The sequence below is a fragment of the Kitasatospora sp. NPDC057940 genome, assembly GCF_042887425.1.
Classification (GTDB): domain Bacteria; phylum Actinomycetota; class Actinomycetes; order Streptomycetales; family Streptomycetaceae; genus Kitasatospora.
This window is the reverse complement of record NZ_JBHVPH010000014.1, coordinates 57,804-80,183: the sequence shown is the minus strand read 5'-3', so window position 1 is coordinate 80,183 and position 22,380 is coordinate 57,804. Positions and strand designations below refer to the sequence as shown.

The window sequence follows — 22,380 nt, the reverse complement described above, 5'->3', positions numbered from 1 at the left end:
TTCGCTCAGGTGACCGCACTGCCGCTGTCCTTCAGCGACCTCCTTCATTTCCCAGGGTGAAGGAGGTCGTGCCGTACCCGGAAGCGGCCGACCGCGCCCACAGGCTCGCCGAGGTCGTTGACGGTGCACGGTGGTCGGGGGCAAGTCTTGTCGGGGGCAGTGAAGTTACCGTCCGAGGCGGCCGGCGCCGCCGGACAACGCGCTGTCCTCATCGACGGCCGCGTCGCCGCCACCTGGACCACCGGCGACGCCGCCTCACGATCAACCCCCTGCGTGACCTCACCCGGACCGAAGAACGAGAACTGGAGGCGGAGGGCCAGAACCCGGCCACCTTCATGGACCAGGGCATCGACACGATCCATATCGCCGAATCCACCTGAACCGCAGCACCCTGACCGCAGGGGTGCCGCAGTTGGACGCTGCGTGATCCTCGGGGCGGTCGCGAATCCGCAGGTCGCCACTCACGGAACTTCTCTCGAACCGGCCGCATAGCTGCGCGACGGGCTGGGCCGTGAGGCCGCGTGGCGCCGGAGGGCCCGCCGCCCGGTGAGCTCCACGACCCCGGATCCGTCGGGTGCGTGCGCGGACCGCAGGTTCAGTCCAGCAGTGCGGTCGCCTCGACCTCAACCAGGACGTCCGGCTCGAAGAGGCATTCGACACCGATGAGCGAAGCCGGGGGCATCGGCAGCGGCAGCCCGACCTCCCCGGCGACGTCCTCCACCCCGGTCATGAACGCGCCGATCAGCCCAGGGTGCCAGTGGGTCACGTAGAACGTCAGCCGGAGCACGTCTGCGAACGAGGCCCCGGCGCCGGCCAGGCCGACAGCGGTGTTGCGCAGCGCCTGGGCGACCTGCCCGGCCAGGTCGCCGGGCGCCACCGGCGTGCCGTCGGCCCGGCGGGCGACCTGCCCGCTGACGTGGACGTGCCGGGTGCCGGTGCCGACGGCGACGTGGTGGTACGGGGCGGGCTGCATCATGCCCTTGGGAGTGAAGTGCCGGACGGTCACGGTGGTTTCTCCTGTTCACGGACGGTCGGCCGGACGGCGGGGAGGCGCCGACGGGGCGTCACTCTTGACGCCTCGACCCGGTATACGGAAGATACTTAGTAGCCCGAAGGAACTTCAACGAGACCAGGTTTCGCCGTGGATACCACCGACCCCGCCGGGCTGCGCATCGACGCCCCGCACCGTGAACTGCTCGACCAGGTGCTGGACAAGTGGTCACTCGCCGTACTCGACCGCCTGTGCGAACACCCGTGCCGTTTCAACGAGTTGCGCCGGGCGATCCCCGCCGTCACACAGAAGTCCCTGACGGCGACCCTGCGCCGGCTGGAACGCAACGGCGTGATCGAACGCGAAGTGACCGCCACCCGCCCGGTGGCGGTCACCTACCGGATCACCCCGCTCGGCAAGACCCTGCGCCACCCGGTGGACGTCCTGCTGGCCTGGGCCGACGCGAACCTGCCCGCCATCGAGTCCGCCCGCGGCGTCTTCGACGGCCAGGAGGAGGGCGGCCTCCGCCTCCGCTGAGCACCCCTACCCCGACCTGAGGTGCGTGGTCAGCCGGCCAGTCCGGCGCTGGTCAGCCAGATGTGCTCGCAGGTCGCCGATGCCATCCGCAGTTCCCGGGGGGACTGCTGCGAGGCATGGTAGAAGGTCCGCTCGATCATCCAGCACAGGGCGCGCGCCATCGCCGGGGCGTCCTGCGCCCCGGCACCGGGCCGGACGTCGGCGCGTTCCAGGACGGCGGTGATGGCCGCCGTGAACAGGTCGGCTGTGCGGCTCCACAGCTCCCCGATCGCGGGGACGGTCAGCGAAAGGTCGATCGCGGTGCGCATCACCAGGCCGTGCTCGTCCCACAGTTCCACCGTGCGCCGCATGGCTGCCGCGACGGCCAGGCGCGGGTCCTCTGCCTGCGCGGTGGCCCGGGACCGCTCCCACAGATGTTCCACCGTCCGGGCCACCAGGGCCGTCACCACCTCCTGTTTGGAGCCGAAGTAGAAGTACAGCGCGCCCCGGGTGATGCCGGCACCCCCGGCGATGTCGCCCACGGTCATGGCCTCGTAGCCCTTCTCGGCCAGCAGGGCCTCGCAGGTGTCGAGAATGGCCCGCTCCCGCGCGTCGCCCTTGCGTTCACCGGTCCTCCGGCCCCTGGCCGTGACGTGGTCGGGCGTCACAGCTGTGCCCCGTCGGGGAAGTCGGTGGTGCGGGAGAGCGCTTCCCAGGTCCGGATGTCCGCGTCCACGGCCCGGCGTGCGGCGCCGACCAGCCGCAGCGCGTCCGAGCCGAGCAGGAGGTGGGCCGGCGGCTGCTCGACGGTCGTGATGTGCACGATGGCTCCGGCGGCCTTGACCGGGTCGCCCAGCTGGTTTCCGCTGGCCTGCTGCCGCGCCTTGCGGATGGGGGCGAACAGGTCGTCGTAGTCCTCGATGCTCCGTTCGGCGCGGGTCATGGACCGTCCGGCCCAGTCGGTGCGGAAGGAGCCGGGTTCGATCGCCGTGACGTGGATCCCGAACTGGGCGACCTCCTTGCCCAGTGCCTCCAGAGCGCCCTCCAGGGCGAACTTGCTGGCGCAGTAGGCCGACATGCCGGGCACGGCCATCAGGCCGCCCATCGAGGTGACGGCCATCAGGTGGCCGCTGCGGCGCCGGCGCAGGTGAGGGAGTGCGGCCTGAAGCGTGGCCATCGCCCCGAACACGTTGACCTCGAACTGCCGCCGCACCTCGGCCAGCGGGGTCTCCTCGAAGGTGCCTTCCAGTCCGTAGCCGGCGTTGGCGACGACGACGTCCAGCGGGCCGATGTTCCGCTCCACCTCCGCGACCGTGTCGAACACCGCGCGGTCGTCGGTCACGTCAAGGATGCGGCCGTGGGCGCGCCCCGGCGCCGACTCCTCGAAAGCCCGCAGATCGCCCACCGAGCGAACGGTGCCGACCACGGTGTGCCCGGCGTCCAGGACGGCCCGGGCGATAGCCCGCCCCAGACCCGTACTGACGCCGGTGATGAGCCAGTTGCGCTGCTCCATCGCTCCTCCAGAAAGGGGTGTTCCGAAGAGGTCGACCGCCTCCTCGGCCAGAAATCTACACTACGTCGATTTTTGCTATCGGTGCGTAGATTTTCGGGAGGCTGGGACCGGCCTCGTCGTCGCCGTCCGGCCCGGACCCTCCGCGGCCGCAGAGCCGATCGCCGTGGAAACCACCGTCCCCATGGGTGTCGACCTCACCACCGACATCGAGCACCGCCCCGACCGCCGCCCGCAGTTCCGCTACCGCGCCCGTGTGCGGTGGACAGACCCCAACGGCGGCGGTCGCAAGTCGGCTTCCTCCTCCGTCCCCACGGAGACCGAAGCCGAGGCCTGGATCGCCCGCATGACGCGGGCCGCGGCACGCGGCATCACTCCCATGACCCTCGCCGAGTACGGCGACGAGAACTGGGACCTGGCGATGCGCGGCCTGGAGACCACCACCCTCGACACCTGCACCGCCGGCTGGAAGCTGCGCGTCATCCCGGTCCTCGGCCACATACCCGTCACCAGCATCACCAACGGCATCGCCGACCGGCCCTGCACTCCTGGATCGCCGACGGGCTCAGCATCTCCTCCGTCAAGAACAGCCTCGCCCCGCTCGTGCGCATCATGGAGCAAGCCGTCCGCGACGGCCTCATCGACTTCAACCCATCACGCATGAGCGGCTGGCAACGCCTCTACAAGAAAGCCGAGGACGAACTCGACGACCCCCGATCCCTGCCGACTGGGACGCCCTCGACGAACTCGCCAACGCCCTGGTCGAGCGCTCCCACAACCACTACCGCGGCTGGGGCGACATCGTCCGCTTCGCCGCCTGCACCGCCGCCCGCATCGGCGAAGTCTCCGGCGTCCACGTCAAGGACATCAACCGCTTCGACTGGACCTGGTACCTGTGCCGCCAGACCACCACCGGCCCCGGCGGCCTCATCGACAAAGGCACCAAGGGCAAGCGGCGGCGCACCGTCCCCATCATCGAAGAGATCCGCGACCTCGTGAACTGGCGCATGACCGTGGTCGGCAACGACCCCATGGCCCGGCTCTTCACCGGACCTCGCGGCGGACGCATCACCACCGCGATCCTGCGCGACGCCACCCACTGGGACGAAGTCGTCGTCAGCCTCGGCTACGAGTACCTGCGCCGACACGACCTCCGGCACACCGGCCTCACCTGGTTCGCCGACGCCAGCGTCCCCATCCACGTCCTCCAGAAAATCGCCGGACACGGCCACATCACCACCACCCAGCAATATCTCCACCCGGACAAGAGCTCCATCCAGAACGCAGGCCGCACCCTCAGCAGGCACCTGTCAGCAGACCGGACCACCTCGCAGACGGCAGCACCCGCCCAGGCAGCAGCAACCGAGGCGCCAGCTCGTCATCTACGTCTCGTTCAATAGACGGGCATTGCACCAGCTCACTGGCCACATGTCGTGCTCCACCGAGACCATAGTGCTGCGGTGTGCCGGGAAGGCACGGAACTTCATAGCGCACGGAGGCGCCGACGTTGGTGACATCGGCGCCGCCTGGGCGAAGCACTTCCTCGCGCACGTGGGCCGCCTACGCTCCGCGGTGTCATACCTGGCAGCTGGCCACAACATCACGTTAGGGGTTACTTCGAGGAGCCGAATTACTCACTCCCGCAAGCCCTGATTGATGTCTACTCGGCGATGATCGACGAATGGAAATTCGGGAATTTTGGGAATCTCCTCGACAAAGTCACGGCCTCAACACAGAAGCCACCGGGCTAGCAAAACAGTCGCTGTAGCCGACCCTTGCCGAGTCTAAGTGTCTTCCTCCAGTTCGTTGCCAGGCGAAAAATGAGATTGCCGGCCAGCAACCTCAATGAGTTGGTATCGGCGCTGACTGCGCCTTCCTGCGGCCGTGCGGCGACATGCGAAGCGTTGCCTGAACTCGCCGCGCAGGGTGTTCTAGCTCCAGTACAAGTGCGGGGTGTTGCGCTCATCATGGGTAAGTGTGCGGGGGCCGACTTCCCTGGTCGCTGAGCTTCCGAAGAACGGAAGATGGGCTTTCCAGAGGTCAGGATAGAAGTGTCGGAAAATGAAATCGGTGAACCGCCCAATATGCATCGGTGCAGCGCAGGCGATTCGGCAGTTGGCAGAGTTGATGGTCAAATGCGCCGCCGGATGGCCCGGAGCTGCAGACCCGGGGTCGAAGTCGAAGCGGATCGCAGAGTGCAGAACCATGTTCGTCGGCTCGGTCTCGACGTGAAGATCAATCACATCAATGATCGGATCCTGGCGCACAAGTTCGCTGTCCAGACGGTAAGGGCAGGGGATGTAGGCGAGTCGGTGCCCAGCGATCTCTCCCCTCTCAATCTCATAGGTGATCTGCAGCAACGCGCCATCGAACAGGAGAGCTGAATAGGCGCTGGCCTGGGCCCATCGCCGGTAGTCCTGAAGGGTTGGGTCTCCTCGATTGACCAGGAAAGGGATACCAGGGTTTGTCGCGTGCCAGGAAACGCGCGTCCCGCTGACAGAGACCGTGTTGACGTAAGCGGCTATCTCCGCGTTGAGAAGATAGTCGAGGAGGTTTCGAACCTCCTCCGCGACCGTTCTAGTCGTCGTCACGCGGCATGTCTTCCTTAAGTTTCATCACCAGCCGTGTCCGCATTGCGGGCGGAAGGTCATAGAGATCGATCTGATCGGTCTCGTAGGCTTCGAGGAAGGCCTGAAGTCCATCCTTGGCCTTCTGTACCACAGCACGGTCATCGTCAGATCGGTCGCGGTGAAGGTGGCGAAGCTGGTCCAGCTCCTCGCGCGAGGGAATGGTGAAGCCGAGACGGAAATTCTTCTCCCGAACCGCGTCGATCTCGCGGGAGATCGCGGACATCCGGTCGCCCCAACCCACGATGCGGACCCACGCTCTACTGCGGGTGATGGCAGTGAAGAGGGTGTTGCGACGGGTAACGGTCTGATGATCACTGTTTGCATGCTGAGCATCGATGACGTAGACCATAGGAGCCTCGTTGCCCTTGGCCCGGTAGATGTGGGCCAGGGCGACGGAGTCCCGTTTGAACACCTCGTCGACACTCGTGCCGACTCCCACCAGATGCGAGGCGATCCCGTATTGCAGGAGTGTCTGCATTAGCCGCGGGGCCCGGGACTTGGCACGGTAGACATCGGGCAAGACGATCAGGATGTCGTCGTGCTCAAGTTCGTCCTCGGTCAAATTCTTCTTGATCTGCTGAGCTACCCAGATGTCCTGGGCAGCCTGATCGTCGAATCGCTTCATGATGACCGCGTCGTCCGAGGTTAGCAGCTCACGGAAGTAGGCCGGGGAACTCGACTCCGCCCGCTCCAACGTCACCGCTGAGCCGAGAGCAAGACTGCCGTGGACCGTGTTATATCCGATTTCCCCCCACAGTTCGGGGGCGTCGAAATGCTGCAGCAGGCCGTCCTTGCGGTACACGCCGATTCCCAAGGCGTGGGCTGTGGCCAGTGCCCAGGGGGTGTTGCGGTAGCAGACCGGCAGCACAATGTCGCGCCGCGGCTGCTTGTCCTGCTGAGCGAGACTGACGAGGCTTTCCCCCGAAGGACCTGTTCCGAACAACTCATCGGTCCCGGGCATAGCCGACTCCGACAGCTTCTGAAGCTCGTCGTAGCCCCAGACGATGCGCTTGGGGTCCCTCGTCAGTAGATAGACGAGCTGGAAGAACTCCGGCGGAAGATCCTGGGCCTCGTCGATGAGGACCGCATCGAAGACCGGCTCGGGTGAGCCGGCACGCACCACCGCGAGGAGTTCCTGGCACACCCCCTGGAAAGCGTTGTCCATGCCATAGGTTGCGCGCGCGTAGTTCCAGTCCCTCGGTGTGACCCCCACAGCACGGGCCATCTCGCTGTACATGCCTGCCTTAGAGCTCGACCCCCAGGAGTGCATGATCTGCAGAAACTGCTCGTCGTAGCGGTCGTTGCTGTACTCGAATGTGAAGCGTTCCACCAAGTCCTGGATCTGCTGATATAGGGCTCGGGAGTGGAAGGTCACTGCTATGCGCCACTCGGGGTGCTGGGTATGCAGGTAGGCAGCCTTAAGAGCAAGAACAACCGTCTTGCCCGATCCAGCCAGGCCACGGATCCGCTGTGGCCCTTCAGGTGTCTCGATTGCGGCAGCCTTCTGCCATTGGTCTAGGTTCGCAATACCTCGTTCGATCACCTTCAAGGTAGCGCCGCGGGAGGACGCGTCCTGGACCGATGAGCGCTTTTTGACCGGCTTTATCGTCGTTACTCGCTGCAGCGCCGCTTGCAGTGCCCGCTCGGTGTCCTCATCGATACCATCGAGGCCCGCCACTTCCGTGGCGACGTCTAGTAGGTCACAGTAAATGCCCTCGACATCGGAGGGCTGATCGCCTACCGGCCCCGGGAAGACGGTGACCGTGGAGATCTTCAGAGCCAGCTGCCGACGCCGACGCAGCCCACTGTGCTTGCCGAGCGTGCTCTCCAGGACGTTGTACAGACGATCCTGGGCCGAGGAGACAACGTCCCATCCGTCCGCATCACGTGGGATGGTGTCCGCAAGGAGGAAGGCCACGAGTCCGTGACCCCTGCTGACCAGGAGAGCATCCACCTCAACACGGTCGTCAGCCGTGGCCAGCACCGGATACCCGAGATACACCGTGCCATCGGAGACCACCTCACGCAGCTTCTCCGCCAGCTGCGATGCGGTGCTCCGGTCTCGGCTCTCGCCGTATACAACCTCCAGCGGCACTACGGCGCTCTCTTCCCTCTTGATGTGGTCAGGCGTAGCCGTGACACACGTGCTTACCGGTCGTCACTCATCCTAATGATCCAGGTCTGTCTCCACCGCAGAGTCGATGCGACAACCACCAGAAGCTCGTCATCGTTCGCGGGCTTCGCATAGCGATGCACCGTGCAGTAGCCGGGATCCAGGTCGCGACTGATGCCGCGTAGTAAGCGGCTTCGGCGGTCAGGTCTTGGACGACTTGGTGCAGCTCGCGGATGGTGGCTGCGAGCCGACTGCGTTGGCCGGGGGACAAGGACGCTACCTGATACTGGTGGCGGTTCCTGGGCATCGATGCCCCAACTGCGGCGACTCGGATCGCACCTATGTGCCTCATGTGACAGAAACGCTCACCCTGCCCTTGTCGTGCGAGATGGGCTTGACACCCCTAGATAGCCACCGACCACGCTGTTGTAGAAGTGGACTTGTGACAGACAACGAAGAAGGTGCGGAACCCTGGGTCCGGTTGCTTCACCGCGAACAGACGGCGCGCAACCTTCACGGCAGCCTCCAAGTCTCTGGCATCACCGTGTCGCTGGACGCCGTTCTCGACCTGTTCAACCGCGAGGTAGTGACGCACGACGGCAACCCCGCGCTCCCCCACCCGAATGAGCGCTCCGTCTCCTCGACGAAACCAGCACGATGCCACCCAATGCTTGCTCCGACCCCGCTCCGATCCCACGGCGGATTTCCGGCGGCCCCAGCCGGGCAGGGCTGCTGTCATATCGCGCAGGCAGCGCGGCCCCCATGCGGGTTCGCATTGCCACGGACCAGGGGGTGGACCGGGTGGCACGCCGAAAGACGGTGGCGGAAATCCTCGCCGAGGCGTACCGCTTGAAGCAGCAGGCGCGAGCCGTGCAGGCACAGGGCGGGGCCCAACAGGCGACCGGCCGCGCTGCCGCCCCAGCAGCTCAACCCCGTCCCAGGATGCGGAAGGTGGACCCGGCCGTCGAACACGCCCGGCTCCTGGCCGCCGGCGAGAAGCACCTCCAACGCGAGGAGGCCGCCCGCGCCAAGGAAGCCGCCCGGGTGGAAGCCGAGTTGGCCAAGCGCCAGACGGCTCGCCGCCGGGAGGAGGAGGCGAAGAAGCGCGCGGACGCCCAGGCCGAGAAGGAAGCCCAACGGCAAGCCCGGCAAGCCGAGACGGCCCGGCTCAAGGCCCAGGCCGAGGAGAGAACCGCCGAGTGCAACCGGCGCCGTGAGGAACTGGAATCAGTCCTGCTGCTGCGCCCCGAAGGTCTGGAGGCATGGCACCCGCACATCGAAGAGGCCTTCGCTCAAGAAGGTCCTCAGGGCGTCGCGGAGCGGATCGAGGACCTGCTGCAGCGCTCCCCCTGTCCCCCCAGGCTGCCGGACCGCGGCCCAGGCAGTCTACGTCCCCGAGGCCCAGCAGCTCCTGGTCGACGTCGAGCTGCCCAACCACGAGATCGTCCCCGCGGTAGCCTCCTACCGCTACGTCGCGCAGCAGGCCAAGGTCGTCCCCCAGCCCGCCAAGCAGGCCGAGATCCACGAGGCCTACGCCCGACTCGTGGCCCGCCTGGCACTGCGCGCGCTGGACGAAGCGTTCTCCGCCACCCCGGCCTCGTTCGTGGAGACCGTCATCCTCAACGGCCGCGTCAACAACACCGACCGGGCGACCGGCCAGACCGTCAGGGCCTGCGTCGTCAGCGTCGTCGCCGAGCGCAAGGACTTCGCCGAACTGGTCCTGGACGAGCCCAGACTCGACCCGCAGCAGTGCCTCCACCGCCTCGGCGCCACCGTCTCCAAGCACCCCCACGACCTGGAACCGGTCACGCCTGTCGTCGAGGCCGACCTGTCCCGCTACCGCATCACCACCGACACCGCCGTGGTCGCCACCTGGACAGCCGGCCCGACCTGCTCCAGATGAACCCCTACGACTTCGAACACCTGGTGCGCGAACTCTTCGAAGCCATGGGCTACGAGACCTGGCGCACCCAGGGCTCCCGCGACGACGGTGTGGACGCCGTCGCGACACTGTCCGACCCGACCGGATCCACCATCTTCGCCATCCAGGCCAAACGCTCCAAGAACGTCGTCCCGGTGAACACCGTCCGCGCCATGTCCGGCGTCATGCACGACAAAGACGCCGGCTACATCGTCGTCACCACCTCGTGGTTCGGCAAGGACAGCTACGACTTCGCCCACCGCAACGGCCGCCTCCGCCTCATCGGCGGCCGCAACCTCAAGACCCTACTCGCCGAGCACCTGAACATCGACGCCCTGATCGGACTGCCCAAGGTCCCCCGGGCTGGCAGGCCGGCGACCTCGTGTAGACGAACCCGCGGCCGCCGCACGGGGTTGCGGCGACCCCTTGGCCGATGGCTGCGGTCCCTGGCTGGTCCCCAGCAAGATCGCAAAGCCGCAGCGTCACAGCCGCCCACCACCTGTCGGACCATCAACAAAAAGGCCGCTGACCTGGGATTTCTCCCGGCCAACGGCCTTTCCGACTCACGTCGGGACGACAGGATTTGAACCTGCGACCCCTTGACCCCCAGTCAAGGGGTTCAACTACTGTCGGCAGCCGAGGCCTCGCGGCCTCGGCTTTTTTGTTGCTCAACCATCCTGGGGCACAAGTGAATTGGGACTTTCCGGCGGAATCGCCGGCGCAGAGAGCTGACAGTTGCTCAGTGTTTACTTCGTGCAGAAGTGTCCGTTTCGGACCATCAGCGCCCATAGGCGCTCATCCCGCGTGGTCCCAAAGTGGTCCCCAGGCCGACCGCCCCGCCGCAACTACTGCCGGTGATCGAGATCTGTCGGCCCTTCAGCGAGCGGCGTCGCGCCTGCCCGACTGCGCCTGCGTCGATGCCGTCGGCCAGCCCACGGAGCCGACTCCTGCGGGCGGATCATGGTCGTCTACCCACCGATTGCGGGCAGTGATCTTCCGGGCGGTGTGTCGTCTTGAGCGTGTCTTCGCCATGTGGTTCTGAGTACTTCGTGCACCGCCCCGCACGCTCTGCCGCCACACCCGACACGGCAGCCACTCTTGCCCCAGAGGCACTACCCAGTCCGAGAGAAGGGGAAGCTCATGGGACAGCGTGCGCAGCGTGGTCGGGTGTACCGGCGGTGTGGTTGTTCGGACGGGCACGGGAGGCAGTTGGGTCCGTGGTGTGTGCGGTTGTTGGAGGAGGCGGGTCACGGGTCGTGGACGTATTGCGTCGACCTGGCCCCCGAGGATGGGAAGCGAAAGACCCGCCGGCGCGGTGGGTTCGCCACCCGCGCGGAGGCGGCCCGCGAGATGAGGGCGGTGCTGGACGGTGAGCTGCGCGGGGTGTACGAGGACCGGCGCGTCACGGTGGCGGGCTTCCTGCGGCAGTGGCTGGCGGTGAAGAAGGAGGAGCTTGCGCCGAACACGTACGCCGGCTACGAGGCGTGCGTGGAGCGGGACCTGATCCCCGCGTTCGGCCACTACCGGCTGCCCGACCTGCGCCCGAAGCACGTCGAGCGCTGGATCGCCGCCCAGCGCAAGGCCAAGCGCGGCAAGGTCACCGTCTACCGGATCGTCTCCACCCTGCGCAACGCCCTCAACCACGCGGTGCGGACCTGGGGGCTGCGCTACAACCCGGCCAAGCACTCCGTCCCCGCCCGGCCCCGCGCGGCCGAGCGCACCTGCTGGACCCCCGAGCAGGCCGCCACCTTCCTGCAGCACGGCGCCGAGCAGTACGCGGACCAGCTGACCGACCTGTTCGAGGTCATGCTCGGCACCGGCATGCGCCGCGGCGAGATCCTCGCCCTGCACTGGTCCGACGTCCACCTCATGGACCGCAAGCTCTACGTCCGCTGGACCCTGGCCGCCATCGACAACGGGAAGATCCACCTCCGCGAGCCCAAGACCGAAGCCAGCAGGGCCTGGATCAGCCTCTCCCCCAGAGTCATGGCTGCCCTCCATCGCCAGGCCGCGATCCAGATGAACGCCCACCCGGACGGCCGGCTGGACGGGCTAGTCTTCGCCCGCCCGGGCGGAACACCGCTGCGACCTCAGTGGGTCCTCGACCATCTCCGCAAGCGCACCACCGAATTCGGACTTCCCCGCATCGGCCTTCACGACCTCCGCCACACCGCCGCAAGCATCATGATCGCCGAAAGCATCCCCATCGCCGTCGTCTCCAAGACCCTGCGCCACTCCACCATCGCCGTCACCATCAACCTCTACGGCCACCTCCTCAAAGACTCCGCCGACCAGGCCGTCCAGGCGCTCGCCTCCGCCCTCGACCGGGCCCAGGCACGCCAGCTCCGGGCTGTCCCCCGTGACGACGACGACCTGCCCCTCGCGGCGTAGCCGAGCTGGCGCCCACCAGATCTCGAGCAGGTCCGACAGGGCGGCCCACTGCCACACCAACCACAGAATGTGACCGCCTGCTGTCCGAAGGGATTCGGTGGCCCTTCGGTCAGCAGGCGGTTGTGACCGTCAGCAGCGGACAAAGCCTCAGTGAGAATCCCTCCACGCGGGTTTGCGATCCTCGGCCGCCCCGGAGGGCGACCGCCACGGGGTCCGTGGCGCTGAACGTGGCGATGTCCGACGCGTTGCGATCCTCGGCCGCCCCGGAGGGCGACCGCCACCTCGGAAGAGGGCCGGTCCGTCATCGCGGAGCTCGGGTTGCGATCCTCGGCCGCCCCGGAGGGCGACCGCCACCGCGGGGCGGTGTCCCCGTGCCAGCCGTGCCCGGACAGTTGCGATCCTCGGCCGCCCCGGAGGGCGACCGCCACCGGCACCACCGTCCAGGCCGGGAGCATCAGCGGGACGTTGCGATCCTCGGCCGCCCCGGAGGGCGACCGCCACACCGCTCGGCGAGTTCGGTCTCGTCGGGGGTCGGGGTGTTGCGATCCTCGGCCGCCCCGGAGGGCGACCGCCACTCGGAGTCGTCGTCGGCGTACGGGATCGACGCGTCGTAGTTGCGATCCTCGGCCGCCCCGGAGGGCGACCGCCACCCCGGCGAGGACGTCGTCCGCCAGGCGCAGGCCGTGTTGCGATCCTCGGCCGTCCCGAAGGACGACCGCCACAGGGGCGTGGAACGGGCGGGGCTCCATGGCGGCGGAGTTGCGATCCTCGGCCGTCCCGAAGGGCGACCGCCACCCGCGGGCCCTTCGATGTTCTGGGTCATGTACGGATCGTTGCGATCCTCCGCCGCCACAAGGGGCAACCGCCACGGACGCTCTTACCGCCGCGGCTGTTGCGCGCATACAGGTTGCGATCCTCGGCCGCCCAAGAGGGCGACCGCCACACGCCTACCTCACCTCCGGCTTCACCCTTGTGCGTGACTTTCGATCCTCGGCCGCCCCGAAGCTCGACCGCCACCGTCGTCCTGCGACGCACGGTGGTTGACCACATCGCGTTGCGATCCTCGGCCGCCCGGAAAGGCGACCGCCGCTGGAGGGTGTCGCGGCCCACGCGCTGGCACTTCTTCGTGTTCCGACCCTCGGAGGCCTGGGAGGGCGACCGCCACGACGTGGAGGAGAACCACAAGGTCGAGACTTTCTGGTTGCGATCCTCGGTCGTCCCAAGGGGGCGACCGCCACCTGTTCGTTGCCGCCGCCCCAAGGACTAGGAGACGCCATGGCGATACTCGGCCGAACCGGGGAGCAACCACCAGTGCGGAAGGTCGGAATTCAGGCGAACAATCTGGTCGGTGCTGCGATCCTCGGCTACCCCGGGGGGCAACCGCCACCTCCGGGGCGGACTGGCCACCCTTGAGGTGGGCGTAGTTACGATCCTCGGCCCCCGGGAGGACGACCGCCACATCGCCGAGGCGGTCAGCGAGTCGCAGTCCAGCGTGTTGCGATCCTCAGCCGCCCTGCGGAGGCAACCGCCATCGTGCTCATCGGCTGGCCTCCTTCTTCTGAAGCAGGGCGTTGCACCCTCGGTCGCCCCCTTCCGCCGGGGGACGACCGCCACCTATCTGCCGCCGGACGGCGTTTGGCTCAGTGATGCGTTGCGGTCCTCGGCCGCCCCGCAGGGGCGACCGCCTCGCCACAGTACACGGCTCGTCACGGCGTCGGAGGCGGAGTTGCGAGCCCCGGACGCTCCTTAAGGCGAGAGCCACCGGCACGCCGAAAATCCTTGCGATATCGGGGACTTGGTTCCGATCCTCGGTCGCCCCAAGAGGGGGCGATCGCCACTTCGTATGTTGAGTGAGAGACGGCAGAACGTCGGGTTGCGATCCTCGGCCGCCTTGAAGGGCGACGGCCACGGCCTGGGCCAGGAACAGGTTAACGGCCCTGATGCTGTTGCGATCCTCGGCCGCCCTGAAGGGCAACCGCCACTACGGACCTGGTCATCCAGGCCAGCGCCGGATGCGGGTTCCGATCCTCCGCCGCCCCGGAGGGCAACCGCCACCTCAGGTCCTCCGCGATGCCCCAGAGGACGTCCCGCATGTTACGCTCCTCGGCCGCCCCGAAGGACGACCGCCACTCGCGCGCGCGACGATCGACGGGAACACGACGTCGTGGTTGCGATCCTCGGCCGCCCGGGCGGGTGACCGCCACCAGGGCGGCGCGCCTGACTTCGCCTACATGCACGTGCAGTTGCGATCCTCGGCCGCCCCGGAGGGCGACCGCCACCATGGGCACCGCGACGCAGGTTGACGCCTGCACAGGCGTTGCGATCCTCGGCCGCCCCGGAGGGCGACCGCCACCCACTCCTTTCCCTCGGCGAGCGGGGCACCGTAGGAGTTGCGATCCTCGGCCGCCCCGGAGAGCGACCGCCACCTGGCCTCGGCGGAGCCGTCGCCACGTTCTTCAACATGTTGCGATCCTCAGTTGCCTCGCAGGGCGACCGCCACGGCTGGAGCGGCGCGGACCTGGCCAGTCGGATGAGAGTTGCGATCCTCGGTCGCCTCGCAGGGCGACCGCCACCCCGTGGGTCGTTGGACACGGCATGACTGACTTGATGTTGCGATCCTCGGCCGCCCCGAAGGGCGACCGCCACCCGCTGGGCGAGCGCGACCTTCGTCGGGGTGTGCGGTTGCGATCCTCGGCCGCCCCGAAGGGCGACCGCCACGGTGGACGGCCTCGTCCAGGGCATGGCGCTGGTCCAGGTTGCGATCCTCGGCCGCCCCGGAGGGCGACCGCCACCAGGCTGGTCGGGGGCGCGCTGGAAGCCGAGTGCGAGTTCCGATTCTCGGCCGCCCAACGGTCGACCGCCAGCAGAGCCTGACCCAGCTCTTCGGCTTTGGTGCCGTTGCGATTCTCGGCCACCCAGAGGTGGCCGCCAGAGAATTGTGCCCTGTGTAACCGCGGAGGACTCGTCCGCACCGCATCGGTGAAGTAGCCAGTCAGTCCACCAGCGCGGTGAGGCTGACTCCTTCCGGGAGGTCCATGTCGACGGTGACCTTGTAGTCGGAGTACGAGCGTGCCGCGGTGTGGCCGAGTGGGGTGATGTGCACGCGGTCGAGGAGCTTGTGGGCGGGGGTTTGGCCGTAGGCGTCGGAGTGGCTGAAGACCCAGAGTCCTCGCAGGGCCATGGAGGCGCGGGCGGCGGCGCGGTCGTGTTCGAGCATCATTTCGAAGGCTTGCCAGAGGGCTTGGAGGTCGTCGCTGGTGACGCCGGTCTTGGCGGCGAGGGGGGCCGAGAAGTGGCCTGCGCCCCTGTAGAGGCCGTAGGGGACGATGTTCTTGGTGCCCATCTCGGTCTGCTTGGTGGCCAGGTCCTCGACTCGGGTCGGGGTGACGCGGGTGATGGGGACTTCGATCGTGGTGACGGGGTCGATGGACCTGCTGAAGGTGAGCTGCAGGGGTCCCTGGACGCGGCCGGCGGTTCGGTCGCGGTTCTTGCCGGTGGTCATGACCGCGCCCATCATGCGGACGTCGTAGAAGGTCTTGCACATCCAGTTGCGGGCTTCGGATTCGTTGGCCGCGTTGCCGGTGTCGTAGGCGCGTTCGTGTTGGGCGTTGAGGGCGACGCCTGCTTCCACGTAGATGTCGTAGCCGGGGCGGCCGGAGTTCAGGAGGGCGACGGTGTTGCGGATCTTTCGCTTGAGGGCGACGTCGGTGACGTAGCCCTGCATGGTGATGGGGTCGGTGCGGGGGGCGCCGCCGTTGTCGGGGTCGCCGTTGGGGTTTCCGTCGGCGATGTCGAAGAGGAACACGAAGTCGTGCTTGCGCGCGGGGTCGAGGTGGGCGGGGACGGTCATGGTGGGTTCTCGCTTCCTGGTGGGTGGGGGTGGTCAGGCGGTTTCGATGAGGTCCGAGACGTCGAAGAGCGCACCGGCCTCGAGGGGCTGGGGCTCGGCCGTCTCTGCCGCCTTCTCCTTGGCGGCCTTGTGAGCGAGGGCGGCGGTGATGTCGGCGGCCCGCTGGTGCTCGTAGCCGAGGACGAAGCGGCCCTGCTCGGGCACGGTGAGCAGCAGGGGGACGTCGTCGAGGTGGTGGTAGATGTCGCGCATGCGGGCTTCGAGGGCGTTGGCGGTGGGTGTATTGCGGCGGCGGATGATGCGGAGGTGGTTTTCGGCGCCGGCGCGGAGGTTGGCAAGGACTGTGGCGGGGCTGCTCATGGCGGTGCCGAAGTACTTGTCGGTGATGGTGGCGTTGACGGTGCGTCCGGTGTCCTTGGCGGCGCGGCGTTGGACGGCGGCGAGGGTGGCGAAGAGGCGGCCGCACATGTAGGCGGGGTCGTTGGCGTCGGGGTTGAGGCCGGGCATGCCGTGCTCCTGGGTGTGGTGGCGGGTGAGGGCGAGGCGCAGGAGGGCGGTGCGGGGGCCGTCGATGCGGCGGTCGGCGCGGATGCGTGCGAGGAGTCGGGGGAGCATCCAGGCGGGGGGTGGTGTGCCGTGGAGGGCGCTGTGGAGGAGTGCTTCGTCGAGTCCTTCGGGGATGGTCTTGGGGTGGTATTTCTTCTCGGCCTTGACCCATCGGGCGCACGCGAGGGTGAGCCTCCAGAGCGGGTAGACCTTGTACCGCTGGTCGGGGACGTCCGCCGTGCTCTGGTGGGCAGCGTTGAGTGACCAGGGGTCGAGGTACTGGTGGTCGCGGAACCAGCGGCCGAGGCAGTCCTCGATGATGGGCAGGGGGACGTCGATCCAGTCGCGTACGACGACGCGTGAGGAGTTCGCGCCGAGGGTGGCGGAGTAGAACTTGTTGACGTCGGCGGAGTATTCGGTGGTCCCGGTGCCCGGCTTGAAGATCTTCCCGATGAGGTGGGCGACGTCCTCGGGCTGCGGGTCGTCCAGGTTGCCGAAGCCGTTGCGCTTGACAGGTTCTCGGGTCCACCAGACCGTCACCGCGGTGTCGGCGCGCCTGCGGTGTTTCGGGTCGGCGAGGAGCTCTCCGAGGGAGGTGGTGGCCGCTGTCCCGCACGTCTCGCACAGCGGGGTGGCGGCGAGTCCGGCGCTGACGCCTGCGCGGCCTTGTGCGGCGGTGTTGACGCTGACGAGCTGGGTGCTCTTGGCCTGCTTGGCGGGGATGGCGCCCATGGCGATCGAGATGGGCACGGTGGCGAGCAGCGGGCGTTGGTGTCCGCAGACGAGGCACAGGCCCGTGTTGCCTGCTCCTTTGGTGTCGCTGACCTTGTCCGTCCAGAACTGGCGTGCGCTCGGGTGCTGGTGGGCCCACTGTCCGTCGACGCTGATGGCGACCAGGTCGCCGGCGGCCATGTCGTCCGGGGCCCTCGTGGTGGTGGCGAGGAAGCGGACGACGGCCTGCGCGGTGGGGTCGCCGGGGTTGGCGGCTGCCCACTGCCGGGCGAGGTCGGCGAAGGCCGTTCGGCACTTCGCGGCCCGAAGGGCGTCCTTGTCCTTGACCTCTCCGGTCTTGGGGTCGGTCTTCGGTACGCCGAAGACGTACTGGGCGTTGTCGGCGAGCAGGCAGGGTGCGATGGCGACCGTGCGGGTGGAGGTCGGCACGTCCAGGCGCAGCGCGGGCTGGCCCTTGGGTACGCGCAGGTCCTGGATCTGCGTGTGGTCGCCGTCGATGAGCACGGCCCATTTGATCGTCGCGGGTTTCGTGTAGGACTGTTCCTGGTCGGCGACGCGTTCGGTGAGGCGTTGCAGCAGCATGTCAGGCTCCGGTTCGCCAGGAGCCGGCGGGCATGTGGACTTCGTCGTCGCCCAGGGGGCGCCGCGGAACGTGGAGCACGCCGTTGTCCAGGCTGGCGCGGAACCAGTGGTAGGTCTCCTGGCCGCGGTCGCCGTACCTGATCGAGTGCAGCATCACGCCGAGTTCCTCGGTGCGCTCGATGGGGTCGGCCTTCGAGCCGGTGGGGCTGCCGGGCCATGATCCGCGCGGGCCGAAGCCCGCGGAGAACTCGCGGCATCCGAGGAAGGGCTGGGAGAAGCATCCGCCGCGTTCGGTGCGGCGGCGCAGCTGCTCGCGGTATTTGGCGGCCGGTGCCTTGGCGTTGCGGGTCGGGACGATCTGGGTGTTCACCCGGTAGGCGACGTCGCGAAGCGCGACGGTGTTGCGCTGGTCGCGGTCGTGTTCGACGTCGTAGCGCTCCCTGTGGTCCGTGCGCAGGGCTTTGATGCGGGGTGCGGTGATGGCGGACTTGACCTCGTTGCGTCGGATGTTGATCCAGTCGATCGGGGTGAGGACCTCGATCGACTGGATGACGTAGGTCATCTCCGGTTTCCAGAAGATGGCGCTGAGTGCTCCGACGGCCGCGGAGGGCGTCATGACGGGGTAGCTGACCCGTTCGACTTTCAGTTCGGGCCGTGTGAAGCAGGCCAGTGGTCCCCACAGCTCGACGGTCACCGGCGGCTCCGGCCAGCGTGTCTGGGCATGGCTCGGCAAGGTAATCACCCTCTCCAGGGCAATGTGACGATGTGTCAGGCATGGACCGTAGCACCACGAACACGCCTATGAAGCTGCTTCACGGGAGTGCTTGACAGCCTCAGCGGTGCCGTGTTTTGCGACGACCTTGCCGTTGCCGAATGTGTATCAGGGGTCACTGACAATGACGCCCCCGCCGGCAAGCCGACGGGGGCGCGAGCGCGCGGACAGACACCAACACGCCTATGTTTCGATCCTCGCCACCCCCTCGCGGGAGGGCGGCGCCACGCTGGGGAGCCTACCCAACCCGCACCCTCCGGCCGGGCTCTCCCCGCCGGTCCGCCTCGCGCTCAGGATGGGGAAGGAGCCCGAAGCGCCTGCGCATGTGACCAACAGCCTGCTCCTGATGGAAAGTTGGCGCGGCCGCCAACGGTCGACCGGCTACCGCTACCGGCTGGGCGGCTCGATGCCGCGCCGTGGGTGGTAGGGGCCGACCCACTCGAGGAGGTCCTCGACGATGAGCTTCGCGTGGCCGGCTTCCAGCGCCGCGTCAGCCTCGACCCTGGGGATACCGGCGATGTGGGGCTGCAGGACGCGCTGGGCCTCGGGCCCGCAGGGCTGACCCGTGCGAAGCATGTCGATGGCAGCACGGGCCGCAGCCTGTTCCTCAGGCTTCAACTCAGGCCGGACATGGACGACGCTCGCCGTGCTCTCGCCGATCATGACGAACTGCTCCGCCACGGCCGGGAAGTCGAGCTCCCGACGCAGCGCCTCGATCGGGTCCCCGAGGTTGGCGAGGCCCTGGAGCCGGTAGCGGGTCCTGGAGTAGTGGGCGAGTGCGGTGAGGTCGTCCGGGTCGGCCTTGTCGGGGCCGTCGCCGAAGCGGTTGCCTGCGATGCCGAGGGAGAGCATGTACGACGGGTCCGGGATCCTGCCGCTGTCGTGGGCTTCGAAGACGACGACCGTTCCGCGGTGCAGGTGGCCCTCGCGGTTGCAGCGGCCGGCCGCCTGCTGGAGGCTCTCCGGCGGGGCCCAGGCACGGAAGACAATCGGGAAGTCGAGGTCGACGCCGGCCTCGATCAGCGACGTGGACACAACCCGGACACTCCGCTTGGCCGCGAGGAGCGTGCGGATCTCCTCGATCGTCTCCCGGCGGTGTCCCGAGGTCATGCGGGTGGACAGATGCAGGGCACCCACGGGCAGCTGCTCGTGGACGGCGTTGGCGTCGCGCGTGGTCGAGACGACCATCAGCATCTGCTCGTGCCGGGAGGCTTCGCTCGCCATGGCGGCCAACGTGGTGTCCTCGCGCCACTCGTAGCGGACGCGTTCGAGAGCCGAAAAGAGCGGCGCCGGGTCGGAGATGACGTGCCGGTGCCCGGTCCCGTCGATACTGCTGAACTCCGGCTGGGTCGCGGACGACAGCAGCACCGTCGTGCCGAACCGCTCCGTCAGACCCCGCAGCGCCGACAGGATGGGCACCAGCAGCCGGTCCGGCAGCGCCTGGACCTCGTCCAGGACGATCACCGCACCAGCGAGCCGGTGGAGCTTGCGCATCCTCGACGGCGAGCGACTGAAGAGTGACTCGAACAGCTGCACCGTGGTCGTGATCACGAACGGCGCGTCCCAGTTCTCCGCCGCCAACCGGGCCCATCCCGCAAGCTCGAGATCGACGGAGGAGTGGTGTTCGAGGACGTCCCGCTCGCCGAGCATCTTCCGGTAGACGGCGGCGTTCTGCTCGGTGATGCTGATGAACGGCACCGCGACGACGATCCGCCGCTGGCCGTTGCGCGCGGCATGGCGCAGCCCGAACGCGGCCGCGGCCAGGGTCTTTCCCCCGCCGGTCGGCACGTGCAGCCGGTAGATCCCCGGCTCGCCGTCCGCTGCAGCCACAGCCTGCTCGTAGATGCCCGTACGGATCCCGTCGATCCGCGACGGCTGGCGATTGGCGAGCATGGCCTTCCGGGCCTCCTCGAACCGCTCGCCGAGAGCGGCCATGTCCGCGTCCGGGCGCACATACGGAACCCGGCCCAGGTGGTGCGCGCGGGTGTCCAGGCGATCGGCGTCGATGACGCAGCTGAACAGCATCCGGACCATCAGGTCGACATCAGCGAAGTCGCTGTCGCTGTCGGGGTCTGACAGCCAATCCGGCACCGCGATCCCCGCAGACTCGATCTCGGGAACCGCCGCCGAGACCCGGCGAATCGCCTCCTCCACAACACCAGGCCGCGCCCGCAACTCCCGCAGCAAAGCACGCATCTCACCCCAGGACCGCAAACCCCCGTGATGACCCTCCACCACCCCCGCAAGAGGCCCCGGCAAACACTGCGCCGCAAGACGGACCCCCGCCCTCTTGTGGTCGATCCCGACCCTCCCACCGGTACCGGCAACCTCCACCAGCCGGTCCTGCCACGCACACCCACCCTTCCCCACATCGTGGACCAACGCCAGATACTCAGCCGCGGCAGCCATACCGAACACCGCACCGAACCGAGCAGCCAGTGCAGCCGATCCACGAAGATGATCACCCAGCAGATGCCACCGGCCAGCACCATTGGGCGAATGGGCATAGAGAGGCTCGTCATGCATGACCCACAAGGCTACCCACCCGCCACGACACACGAGTTGCGACTGCGACCAGCCCCCGCATCAGGTCGCTGCAAAAGCCCAAACTATCTAGAGGAGAAGTAGCCATCCCAGGTGCTGACAACCACGTTGATGCGCTCGCCCGCCCCAGACAGCGCCCGCTACGTCAGCCTTGTGGCAGAGGGATACCGTTGCGATCCTTGGCCGACCAGGAGCGCGACCGCCACCAAATGGAGATCACGGTCCCCACCGCCGCGGCAACGTTGCGATCCTCGGCCGCCCCGGAGGGCAACCGCCACGAGCCGCAGTCCCACACTGCGCCGTCGGGCTGGATGTTGTGATCCTCGGCCGCCCCGAAGGACGACTGCCACTGGTGGAGGTCGGCGGCGGTGCCGGGGTGGTAGCAGTTGCGTTCCTCAGCCGCCTGGGAGGGCGACCGCCACGTGGAAAACGGTCAGGTTCACCTCGGGGAACTGGCCGTTGCGATCCTCGGCCGCCCAGGAGGACGGCCGCACGGTGGAGGCGGCGTCCAGCGCGGTGGCGTAGTGCGGGTTGCGATCCTCGGTCGCCCCGAAGGGCGACCGCCACCCTTGCGGTAGGCGGCGTTCTGCTTGGTGGAGACGGTGTTGCGATCCTCGGCCACCCCGGAGGACGACCGCCACGAGGAGCTCTCGCGGGAGCACCCTAGCCCGCAGGTGTTGCGATCCCCGGCCGCCTGAAGGGGCAACCGCCACCCCGGGGCGGGGTGAGCGTAGCCGGTTCCACGATGGTTGCGATCCCCGGCCGCCCGGAGCGGCGTCCGCCACCGTGTCCCACACCTCACCGGTGACGGCCGGGTGGGTGTTGCGATCCCCGGCCGCCCCGGAGGGCGACCGCCACGGCCAGGAACGGCGAGTTCTCGCCGAGGAGCTGCGCGTTGCGATCCTCGGCCGCCCAAAAGGGTGACCGCCACGCGGATCTCGTGCGCGACGAGGGACTGGTTCAGGTAGTTGCGATCCTCGGCCGCCCCGAAGGGCGACCGCCACGGCCAGGAACGGCGAGTTCTCGCCGAGGAGCTGCGCGTTGCGATCCTCGGCCGCCCCGGAGAGCGACCGCCACCTCGGCGTAGCCGATGTCGGTCAGCTGGGCGACGGTGTTGCGATCCTCGGCCACCCCGAAGGGCAACCGCCACGGCTCAACCTCACCGACCGCGTGCTGGCGGTGCTGGAGTTGCGATCCTCGGCCGCCCCGGAGAGCGACCGCCACCTCGGCGTAGCCGATGTCGGTCAGCTGGGCGACGGTGTTGCGATCCTCGGCCACCCCG

At 68.0% G+C, this 22,380-nt stretch carries 17 protein-coding genes, 1 pseudogene and 1 CRISPR repeat array; of the genes and pseudogenes, 9 read left to right on the top strand and 9 right to left on the bottom strand.

All coding sequences use genetic code 11. From position 1 onward, the window contains the following. Positions 1 to 56 precede the first annotated feature (56 nt). Positions 57 to 380 (top strand): hypothetical protein, encoded by a 324-nt coding sequence (locus ACFVTF_RS21905; protein WP_387815705.1) that lies wholly within the window; start codon positions 57 to 59, stop codon positions 378 to 380. Between the two features lie 215 nt (positions 381 to 595). On the opposite strand, the gene ACFVTF_RS21900 is transcribed toward ACFVTF_RS21905, so the two are convergent. Continuing rightward, a complete protein-coding gene (locus ACFVTF_RS21900) occupies positions 596 to 1,006 on the bottom strand; it encodes a RidA family protein (protein ID WP_387815701.1) in 411 nt (136 codons plus the stop codon). Positions 1,007 to 1,141: 135 nt separating this feature from the next. On the opposite strand from ACFVTF_RS21900, the gene ACFVTF_RS21895 reads away from it, so the two are divergent. Further along, positions 1,142 to 1,528 carry a winged helix-turn-helix transcriptional regulator gene (locus tag ACFVTF_RS21895; RefSeq protein ID WP_387815699.1) on the top strand — a complete coding sequence of 129 codons (387 nt, stop codon included), beginning with the start codon at positions 1,142 to 1,144 and terminating at the stop codon, positions 1,526 to 1,528. A 29-nt stretch (positions 1,529 to 1,557) separates the two neighbouring features. On the opposite strand, the gene ACFVTF_RS21890 is transcribed toward ACFVTF_RS21895, so the two are convergent. Both ACFVTF_RS21890 and ACFVTF_RS21885 read right to left on the bottom strand, forming a co-directional pair. Next, complete coding sequence (locus ACFVTF_RS21890; RefSeq protein WP_387815697.1) at positions 1,558 to 2,175, bottom strand: TetR/AcrR family transcriptional regulator; 618 nt, start codon at positions 2,173 to 2,175, stop codon at positions 1,558 to 1,560. Beyond that, positions 2,172 to 3,020: an oxidoreductase gene (locus tag ACFVTF_RS21885; RefSeq protein WP_387815695.1), complete on the bottom strand. Its 849-nt coding sequence runs from the start codon at positions 3,018 to 3,020 to the stop codon at positions 2,172 to 2,174. Before ACFVTF_RS21885 ends, ACFVTF_RS21890 begins: the two co-directional genes overlap by 4 nt. 181 nt (positions 3,021 to 3,201) lie before the next feature. Between ACFVTF_RS21885 and ACFVTF_RS21880 the strand changes: the two genes are divergently transcribed. Together ACFVTF_RS21880 and ACFVTF_RS21875 are read left to right on the top strand one after the other, a co-directional pair. Continuing rightward, positions 3,202 to 3,681 carry a hypothetical protein gene (locus tag ACFVTF_RS21880; protein ID WP_387815693.1) on the top strand — a complete coding sequence of 160 codons (480 nt, stop codon included), beginning with the start codon at positions 3,202 to 3,204 and terminating at the stop codon, positions 3,679 to 3,681. Continuing rightward, the gene (locus ACFVTF_RS21875; RefSeq protein ID WP_387815810.1) at positions 3,566 to 4,417 is read left to right on the top strand and encodes a tyrosine-type recombinase/integrase; all 852 of its coding nucleotides are present in this window, start codon (positions 3,566 to 3,568) and stop codon (positions 4,415 to 4,417) included. The genes ACFVTF_RS21880 and ACFVTF_RS21875 overlap by 116 nt, the downstream gene beginning before the upstream one ends. Positions 4,418 to 4,948: 531 nt before the next feature. On the opposite strand, the gene ACFVTF_RS21870 is transcribed toward ACFVTF_RS21875, so the two are convergent. Together ACFVTF_RS21870 and ACFVTF_RS21865 are read right to left on the bottom strand one after the other, a co-directional pair. Further along, a complete protein-coding gene (locus ACFVTF_RS21870) occupies positions 4,949 to 5,608 on the bottom strand; it encodes a DUF2290 domain-containing protein (RefSeq protein WP_387815691.1) in 660 nt (219 codons plus the stop codon). Further along, positions 5,595 to 7,742, bottom strand: a complete 2,148-nt coding sequence (locus tag ACFVTF_RS21865; protein WP_387815689.1) for a DEAD/DEAH box helicase — start codon at positions 7,740 to 7,742, stop codon at positions 5,595 to 5,597. The genes ACFVTF_RS21870 and ACFVTF_RS21865 overlap by 14 nt, the downstream gene beginning before the upstream one ends. A gap of 1,231 nt (positions 7,743 to 8,973) precedes the next feature. Here ACFVTF_RS21865 and ACFVTF_RS21860 point away from each other — a divergent pair. From ACFVTF_RS21860 to ACFVTF_RS21845, 4 genes and pseudogenes are all read left to right on the top strand, one after another. Beyond that, positions 8,974 to 9,663: a hypothetical protein gene (locus ACFVTF_RS21860; RefSeq protein WP_387815687.1), complete on the top strand. Its 690-nt coding sequence runs from the start codon at positions 8,974 to 8,976 to the stop codon at positions 9,661 to 9,663. After that, entirely contained in the window at positions 9,660 to 10,268 is a 609-nt protein-coding gene (locus ACFVTF_RS21855; protein WP_387815685.1) for a restriction endonuclease, read from the top strand. Before ACFVTF_RS21860 ends, ACFVTF_RS21855 begins: the two co-directional genes overlap by 4 nt. Positions 10,269 to 10,821: 553 nt before the next feature. Next, positions 10,822 to 11,031, top strand: a pseudogene (locus ACFVTF_RS21850) (Arm DNA-binding domain-containing protein); the annotation flags it as partial. Continuing rightward, positions 11,032 to 12,072 (top strand): tyrosine-type recombinase/integrase, encoded by a 1,041-nt coding sequence (locus ACFVTF_RS21845; RefSeq protein ID WP_387815808.1) that lies wholly within the window; start codon positions 11,032 to 11,034, stop codon positions 12,070 to 12,072. It begins immediately after the preceding pseudogene. Between the two features lie 171 nt (positions 12,073 to 12,243). Beyond that, positions 12,244 to 13,310: direct repeats of the CRISPR family, unit length 36 nt; unit sequence TTGCGATCCTCGGCCGCCCCGGAGGGCGACCGCCAC. A 1,754-nt stretch (positions 13,311 to 15,064) separates the two neighbouring features. On the opposite strand, the gene cas7c is transcribed toward ACFVTF_RS21845, so the two are convergent. The 4 genes from cas7c to ACFVTF_RS21825 form a co-directional block, all read right to left on the bottom strand. After that, complete coding sequence (gene cas7c, locus ACFVTF_RS21840) at positions 15,065 to 15,922, bottom strand: type I-C CRISPR-associated protein Cas7/Csd2 (RefSeq protein ID WP_387815683.1); 858 nt, start codon at positions 15,920 to 15,922, stop codon at positions 15,065 to 15,067. Positions 15,923 to 15,955: 33 nt separating this feature from the next. Next, positions 15,956 to 17,782: a type I-C CRISPR-associated protein Cas8c/Csd1 gene (gene cas8c / locus ACFVTF_RS21835; RefSeq protein ID WP_387815681.1), complete on the bottom strand. Its 1,827-nt coding sequence runs from the start codon at positions 17,780 to 17,782 to the stop codon at positions 15,956 to 15,958. A 1-nt stretch (position 17,783) separates the two neighbouring features. Then, on the bottom strand, positions 17,784 to 18,476 hold the full coding sequence (gene cas5c / locus ACFVTF_RS21830; RefSeq protein WP_387815679.1) for a type I-C CRISPR-associated protein Cas5c: 693 nt from the start codon (positions 18,474 to 18,476) through the stop codon (positions 17,784 to 17,786). Between the two features lie 465 nt (positions 18,477 to 18,941). Next, complete coding sequence (locus ACFVTF_RS21825) at positions 18,942 to 21,080, bottom strand: CRISPR-associated endonuclease Cas3'' (protein ID WP_387815677.1); 2,139 nt, start codon at positions 21,078 to 21,080, stop codon at positions 18,942 to 18,944. A 1,059-nt stretch (positions 21,081 to 22,139) separates the two neighbouring features. On the opposite strand from ACFVTF_RS21825, the gene ACFVTF_RS21820 reads away from it, so the two are divergent. Continuing rightward, on the top strand, positions 22,140 to 22,380 hold a 241-nt coding region (locus ACFVTF_RS21820; protein WP_387815675.1), incomplete at its 3' end, for a hypothetical protein.

Excerpts from the sequence above, each read along its gene's own strand:
- cas8c (WP_387815681.1), bottom strand. The coding sequence starts at position 17,782 with ATGCTGCTGCAACGCCTCACCGAACGCGTCGCCGACCAGGAACAGTCC.
- ACFVTF_RS21880 (WP_387815693.1), top strand. The coding sequence starts at position 3,202 with ATGGGTGTCGACCTCACCACCGACATCGAGCACCGCCCCGACCGCCGC.
- cas7c (WP_387815683.1), bottom strand. The coding sequence starts at position 15,922 with ATGACCGTCCCCGCCCACCTCGACCCCGCGCGCAAGCACGACTTCGTG.
- ACFVTF_RS21825 (WP_387815677.1), bottom strand. The coding sequence starts at position 21,080 with ATGCATGACGAGCCTCTCTATGCCCATTCGCCCAATGGTGCTGGCCGG.
- ACFVTF_RS21845 (WP_387815808.1), top strand. The coding sequence starts at position 11,032 with ATGAGGGCGGTGCTGGACGGTGAGCTGCGCGGGGTGTACGAGGACCGG.
- ACFVTF_RS21855 (WP_387815685.1), top strand. The coding sequence starts at position 9,660 with ATGAACCCCTACGACTTCGAACACCTGGTGCGCGAACTCTTCGAAGCC.
- ACFVTF_RS21885 (WP_387815695.1), bottom strand. The coding sequence starts at position 3,020 with ATGGAGCAGCGCAACTGGCTCATCACCGGCGTCAGTACGGGTCTGGGG.